The following is a 5,647-nucleotide window of genomic DNA, read 5'->3' on the forward strand; positions in this document are numbered from 1 at the left end:
CTGCGTGCTGTCGGAGATTTCTCGGTTTTCTTCGCTGTGGAGTCGTTCATGGACGAACTCAGCGTAGCGGCGGCGCGCGATCCGGTGGACTTCCGAATGCAGCACTTGAAGGGTCATACCCGCCGATCGGATATTGTCAGAGAGACTGCGAGATTGGCGAAGTGGACACCTCACGTGTCTGGAGAGAAACTCAATGGGCACGGAAGAGGGGTGGCCCTCGCATACCACGGCTCCTATATCGGGGTCGTCGCCGATGTGGAGGTGGATCGAAAGTCAGGGGAAGTACACGTAAAGAAGATCTACGCGGCAGTGGATGTCGGGTTGGTCATCAACCCGGACGGATTAAAAAACCAGATTGAAGGCGGCATCATTCAGGCCGCCAGTCGCTCTCTCAAAGAGCAAGTGATGTTCGATTCAAATGGCATCACGTCCCTGGACTGGGCGAGCTATCCGATCCTCACATTTCCGGAGGTGCCGGACGTCGAGGTGGCGATTATCAACCGACCCGACCTTCCCCCTGCTGGTGCCGGGGAGTTGGGATCCTGCCCCGTGGCAGGGGCAATTGCCAATGCCATTTACGACGCCGTCGGAGCCAGGGTTCGGGAGATTCCTTTTACGTCGGATCGCGTGAAGGCAGCGACATCGAAATAGCAACTAAAGCGCGATGAGTTGGGTTCGGTACACTGCCTCACCGACCGCTCGTCCCCGCGAAAGCGGGGACCCATGCCCAACAAACTTGACGAGATCAGCCGCGTCATCGGCAACATCGAGGCGGAGGTCCGAGGCCTCTCTGCGTCCGTGGCCGACGTTCGCAATACGTCAGCTGAGCAGCACCAAGAGAATCGCGATAGACTTGAAAACATTGGTGAACGCGTCGGGAAGATCGTGGCCGACATGAAGCCGCTGGCCAGAACCGTGGCAACCATGGAGCCGATCGTCACCGGCTATGCGGTGACGCGCTGGAAGATCGCGGGCGCGTTCGCACTCGGGACCAGCATCATCACAGCGCTTGGCTGGATTGTTTCGCTATTTGCTGGAAAGATCATTGCCTGGCTATTTTCGTTGTTTCGCTAGACAACCGGAAGGCTGCTCACCATCACCCGAACTTTAGTCGATTTGCACTTGCGAGATCGTTTCATCGACTCTCAACCACCAAAAGCGATTTCCAATACCGCGATGATCCCTGTGACAGCGAGCGCAAAGCAGCACAGGCGCACCGCGATAACAGCGGCGAACCTTGCACCGGAGTGGACATAATCCTCGATCACCACCTGTAGCCCTAGGGCGGTGTGGTGGAAAAGGAAGATCAAAATTAAAATGGTGAGGATTATGGCTGCGGGCGTTTGAAGCCATGTGACAAAGCTGACGTAACCGCTCCCAGTATGGCTGATGATGGAAGCGACGAACCAAAGAGTCAGCGGGACAAGCGCCACGGCGGAGACGCGCTGCGCCAACCAATGCTCCACACCTGTTTTTGCCGACCCGAGTCCGATCGCACGGCTAAGAGGGGAGCGTGTGCGGCGGACCGTCATCCGTTTCATCCCGCCATGAAAACGCTGGCGATCCAAGCCGTTGCTGTAAGCACGACGCTTGCGGCAACGACCGTCCACCCGCCGAGGTAGATCGACCGGAGATCGAACGAGTGCACGGTATCCCACACGAGATGTCTGATCCCGCCGCAGAGATGCAGGAAGAAGGCGAAGGTGAAGCAGAACAAAGCGGCCTGGCCAATCCACGATGCGAGAGCGCCCTGCGCGGCGGCAAAGGCTTGGGGCCCTGCCGCCGCCGCGATCAGCCACGCGACCAGACCAACGGCGCCAAGGCTCAAAGCGATCCCGGTGATCCGGTTGGCAATCGACAGGACGGAAGTGAGCTGCGGGCGATAAATTTGAATGTTGGGAGACAACGGTCGAGGCCGGAGGACAAGTCCGCCCTTCTCGGCGCTTTGAGACGGCCGTCGTTTCCGGTCATTCTGTTCTTCCTGGCCGATCATGCATTTAGCTCCGGCGCTCGATCATCCTCTTTTTGATCTCAGCAATTGCCTTGCCGGGATTTAGCCCCTTCGGGCAGGTGCGGGTGCAGTTCAGGATCGTATGACACCGATATAACCGAAATGGATCCTCCAGGTTGTCGAGGCGCCGTTCGGTGGCTTCGTCGCGGCTGTCGGTGAGCCACCGCCAAGCTTGAAGGAGCGCGGCGGGCCCCAGAAAGCGGCCTGGATTCCACCAGTGGCTCGGGCAGGCGGAAGTGCAGCAGAAGCACAGAATGCACTCGTAATAGCCGTCGAGTTCGCTACGCTCCTGATGGGATTGAAGGCGTTCCTTGTGCGGCTCCGGTGTCTTAGACTGGAGCCAAGGCTCGATCAGTTCATACTGCGCATAGAGATGAGTGAGATCGGAAACGAGATCCTTGATGATGCTCGTGCTCGCGAGCGGATAGACTTTCGCAGGGTTGCCGAGGTCTGAGATGAAGCGCGTGCAGGCTAGCCAATTTGTCCCGTCCATGTTCATGGCGCAGGAGCCGCAGACCCCTTCGCGGCACGAACGGCGGAAGGTCAGTGTCGAATCGACTTTGTCTTTGATCCAGATTAGGGCATCGAGCACCATCGGACCGCAATCGTCGAGATCAACCTCGAAAGTGTCGAGCCGCGGGTTTTCTCCGGAATCCTGATCATATCGGTAGATTTCGAACGCTTTCACGCGCTTTGCCTTGGCCGGGGAGGACCAAGCTTTGCCGCGCCCAATTCGCGATTCGGGCGCAACGCCAAAATTCCTCGGAACGGGAAATCGCTTGAGAAATGTGGTGCGGGAGATCTGATCCGAGGACTCGATGATCATGATATGTCCAATGCCTGCTGGAACTCTCAGCCTGGCTTTCGCGCAGAAGCGAGAAGAGTTCGGTCAGAGAAGTTAATCGTCGAACGCTGGATCACGGTTCCCGTTGAATCGATTACGATGCGAAAGCGACGTTGCGTGCTAAAAACGTTAATCGATAACGCCCCTCGTCTTCTTCGATGCCGCGCTCGCATCGACTGGTATTTTTGCCTTCACGTATGATTTCTTGAACGACCGAAGGGTCCATATTCAGACCTTCCCCTATCACCTTGGAGTCGATCTGAATGGCTCCGGCTTGAAATTCGATCATTCCCATGATGACGCCTCTTGCCGTCGAAATACTTGCCGAACGCTACCTAAGGGAGCCAACCAGCATGTCCCGGATAATCACCGCCTCGTTGTGCTCCTGGTCGCGCGCGGCGTAAATAAGCGTGACGGTACCGCGCTGCGCTAGCTTGCGTATTTTGTCGAGCATGTCCACATGCTGGCGAACCTCCGCAGCGTAGCGGCGCTCAAATTCAGTCCAGCGGGCGGTTTCGTGACCAAACCATTTCCGCAACTCGGTGCTGGGCGCGAGGTCCTTGATCCACAGATCGATCGCTGCCGCCTGCTTCTTCACTCCTCGCGGCCAAAGCCGATCGACAAGGATCCGCACCCCGTCTGCTGCCGCAGGTTCATCATAGGCGCGCTTGAGCTTAACATTCTTCGCCGGCACCTTGCTCTTCATCGCGCTTTCTCCAAAGCCAAGATGCTGCTCGCCGGACCGGCTTCGCTGCGTAGGCTTGTGTGCCGCCGGACGCAGTGGCACGTGACCGACCTCTGGTACAAGACCGCAGTGTATAGTTCAACCGTGAACGACGATGCCGATGACCACAGCGGCATCAAGGAGCACCCATCCGACGCATGCCAGGTAGATTGTCTTGTCGCGCTTCTGTATTCCGTAAACAAACCACAGGCACGCGGCGAAAAGGTAGGAGGTCCACGACACAAGTGAGACTCCTGCAACGTTACCACCGATCCAGATCGCCAGGACTTGCGGCACCGTCATGAGCATAGTCATGACGGAGAGAAGCCTCATAACTCTTTCTAGCCCGCCGACTGGTGCCGGTCCCCGCGGTCGATTAACCGGCACACAGTCGGGAGGAACAATCGTCATCATCCTCGTCGCGAGCGGACGGTGACAATTCAAGCAAACCTCTTGGCGAACTGCTTCGCCAACGCATCGGCTGTCGCATCCGCGATTTGATAAACGTGTTTCTTCATTTCTTCCCAGGTCTGGGCTTCGGCGTCGTATTTGCGATCCATCAGTTGCTGGATCTGTTGAATGTGATGACTGCCATGAGCTAGTAGCAAGCCTTGTACGGCATCTTTCGGCAGATGCGGGTTTGCCTTGCTCAGAAAAGTCGCGATTGCGCCGGCATTGTTCGTAAGGGCCTCGGTCGCCGTTGATTGGCCGGAGCCGTCACCGGCTACAGTCGCCACGAGATACGCCTTGACCGCCCCGTAATGGCCCGCGAGAAGCTTAAAGAAGCTGTCTTTGGCTGCTGAACCGTAAAACGGTTCGATCGTGTCGGCGATAGATCGGGCGTTTGCGACAGCTTGCTGCTCGGCGACCTTCATCGCCAGCTCGTTCTTGTCGATGGCGGCGGCCGACATGGCCCTTACCCAGAATATGTGGCCAATCCATACATCTCGTAAGGCAGCGGCTGTCTGTGACGTCTTGTAAGTGCGGGCTGCTTCTTTCGTCCCAGACCGATTTTCCGCCGCGACGGAGTGCGGATGACGCGTCTCGGCGAGGGCGATTCCGGCTATCGGAAACAATGCAGCAACTGCGCCGCCGATGGCCAGAAACGTTCGGCGATCCTTGAGCGCTCCCTGTGACGCAATCCCTGACATTAACGCCTCCTGCAAAAGTTACGGTCACATCCGGTGACCGCTTCCTGCACCTCATATTTCATCTGCGATGATATGCGACAAACGAAATTAATTGCCATTTCAGTTCATAATTATTGTTGCTTGATCTGTTGGAGCAAAATACTAGGCGCAATAGAAGGTATTTTGCCCTCGGCAAGACATTGATTATCGCAAGCTTTTAAATAGCTAAAAAGCGGCATGCTTCGACAAACGAAGGAAGCGCATAATCTCCGTTGGAGCCACCCATGCAAAAACGTCTTAAACAAACGAAAAACGACGAGGAAGCGGCGAAAGAGAAGCTCGACATAGAATTGGACCGAGAACTGGAGGCAACATTTCCCGCGAGCGACGCGCTCAAGATCACCCGCCCCGACACTCAGACCCGTTTTTCAAGTTAGAACCGTCGGATGCGAGAATGGAACAATTGCGTGTCTGCGCTGACCTGCCACTGAACTTTCATCCAGCGGCGATTAGAGTCTCGGCCAATGTTACGCCCTTCGGCGCGGTGAGTGTACCGGCATAGGCGACCGGCGTTTTATAGCCCAGCGAGGAATGCGGCCTCGCGGTGTTGTAGTCGGTAACCCAGTCGCCGATCAGCTGACGGGCCTGATCGAGATCGACAAATAGGCTTTCGTTCAGAAGTTCGTCACGCATCCGGCCGTTGAAGGACTCGATGTAGCCGTTCTGCATCGGTCGTCCAGGTGCGATATAGTGCCAGTCCACCGCGTGACCCTTTGCCCAGCTCAGGATGGCATTCGAGGTGAACTCGGTACCGTAGCACATCAGGAACAGTTCGGATGGAGGCCCTGACCGACTGCGGCGCTCATCACGCAGGCAGGCGGTCAGGGCCGGGCCGCAGATCTCTAAAGTGAAGTTGTCGAATCAACACTTTGGAGAAG

Annotated in this window: 10 protein-coding genes and 1 pseudogene; 3 read left to right on the top strand and 8 right to left on the bottom strand. The window is 56.8% G+C overall.

Annotated elements, in window-relative coordinates:
• A partial coding sequence (locus AB7F49_RS37710; RefSeq protein WP_428532612.1) for a molybdopterin cofactor-binding domain-containing protein occupies positions 1-651 on the top strand: 651 nt, incomplete at its 5' end.
• 72 nt (positions 652-723) lie between these two features.
• Positions 724-1,074 carry a DUF1515 family protein gene (locus AB7F49_RS37715; protein WP_428532615.1) on the top strand — a complete coding sequence of 117 codons (351 nt, stop codon included), beginning with the start codon at positions 724-726 and terminating at the stop codon, positions 1,072-1,074.
• A 71-nt stretch (positions 1,075-1,145) separates the two neighbouring features.
• On the opposite strand, the gene sdhD is transcribed toward AB7F49_RS37715, so the two are convergent.
• The 7 genes from sdhD to AB7F49_RS37750 all read right to left on the bottom strand — a co-directional run bounded on the left by sdhD (position 1,146) and on the right by AB7F49_RS37750 (position 4,730).
• The gene (gene sdhD, locus AB7F49_RS37720; protein WP_428532618.1) at positions 1,146-1,532 is read right to left on the bottom strand and encodes a succinate dehydrogenase, hydrophobic membrane anchor protein; all 387 of its coding nucleotides are present in this window, start codon (positions 1,530-1,532) and stop codon (positions 1,146-1,148) included.
• 5 nt (positions 1,533-1,537) lie between these two features.
• Positions 1,538-1,993, bottom strand: coding sequence for a succinate dehydrogenase, cytochrome b556 subunit (gene sdhC / locus AB7F49_RS37725; protein WP_428532621.1), 456 nt, complete (start codon positions 1,991-1,993; stop codon positions 1,538-1,540).
• Positions 1,994-1,997: 4 nt separating this feature from the next.
• Entirely contained in the window at positions 1,998-2,837 is an 840-nt protein-coding gene (locus AB7F49_RS37730; RefSeq protein ID WP_428532624.1) for a succinate dehydrogenase iron-sulfur subunit, read from the bottom strand.
• Between the two features lie 112 nt (positions 2,838-2,949).
• The gene (locus AB7F49_RS37735; protein WP_428532627.1) at positions 2,950-3,150 is read right to left on the bottom strand and encodes a DUF6522 family protein; all 201 of its coding nucleotides are present in this window, start codon (positions 3,148-3,150) and stop codon (positions 2,950-2,952) included.
• A 36-nt stretch (positions 3,151-3,186) separates the two neighbouring features.
• Positions 3,187-3,561 carry a DUF488 domain-containing protein gene (locus tag AB7F49_RS37740; protein WP_428532630.1) on the bottom strand — a complete coding sequence of 125 codons (375 nt, stop codon included), beginning with the start codon at positions 3,559-3,561 and terminating at the stop codon, positions 3,187-3,189.
• Positions 3,562-3,678: 117 nt separating this feature from the next.
• Positions 3,679-3,882 (bottom strand): hypothetical protein, encoded by a 204-nt coding sequence (locus tag AB7F49_RS37745; protein WP_428532633.1) that lies wholly within the window; start codon positions 3,880-3,882, stop codon positions 3,679-3,681.
• 137 nt (positions 3,883-4,019) lie between these two features.
• Positions 4,020-4,730: a hypothetical protein gene (locus AB7F49_RS37750; protein ID WP_428532636.1), complete on the bottom strand. Its 711-nt coding sequence runs from the start codon at positions 4,728-4,730 to the stop codon at positions 4,020-4,022.
• 263 nt (positions 4,731-4,993) lie between these two features.
• Between AB7F49_RS37750 and AB7F49_RS37755 the strand changes: the two genes are divergently transcribed.
• Positions 4,994-5,146 carry a hypothetical protein gene (locus AB7F49_RS37755; RefSeq protein WP_428532639.1) on the top strand — a complete coding sequence of 51 codons (153 nt, stop codon included), beginning with the start codon at positions 4,994-4,996 and terminating at the stop codon, positions 5,144-5,146.
• A gap of 58 nt (positions 5,147-5,204) precedes the next feature.
• Here AB7F49_RS37755 and AB7F49_RS37760 read toward each other — a convergent pair.
• Positions 5,205-5,522: pseudogene (locus AB7F49_RS37760) on the bottom strand (integrase core domain-containing protein); the annotation flags it as partial.
• Positions 5,523-5,647 lie beyond the last annotated feature (125 nt).

The sequence above is a fragment of the Pseudorhodoplanes sp. genome (assembly GCF_050250235.1).
Classification (GTDB): domain Bacteria; phylum Pseudomonadota; class Alphaproteobacteria; order Rhizobiales; family Xanthobacteraceae; genus Pseudorhodoplanes.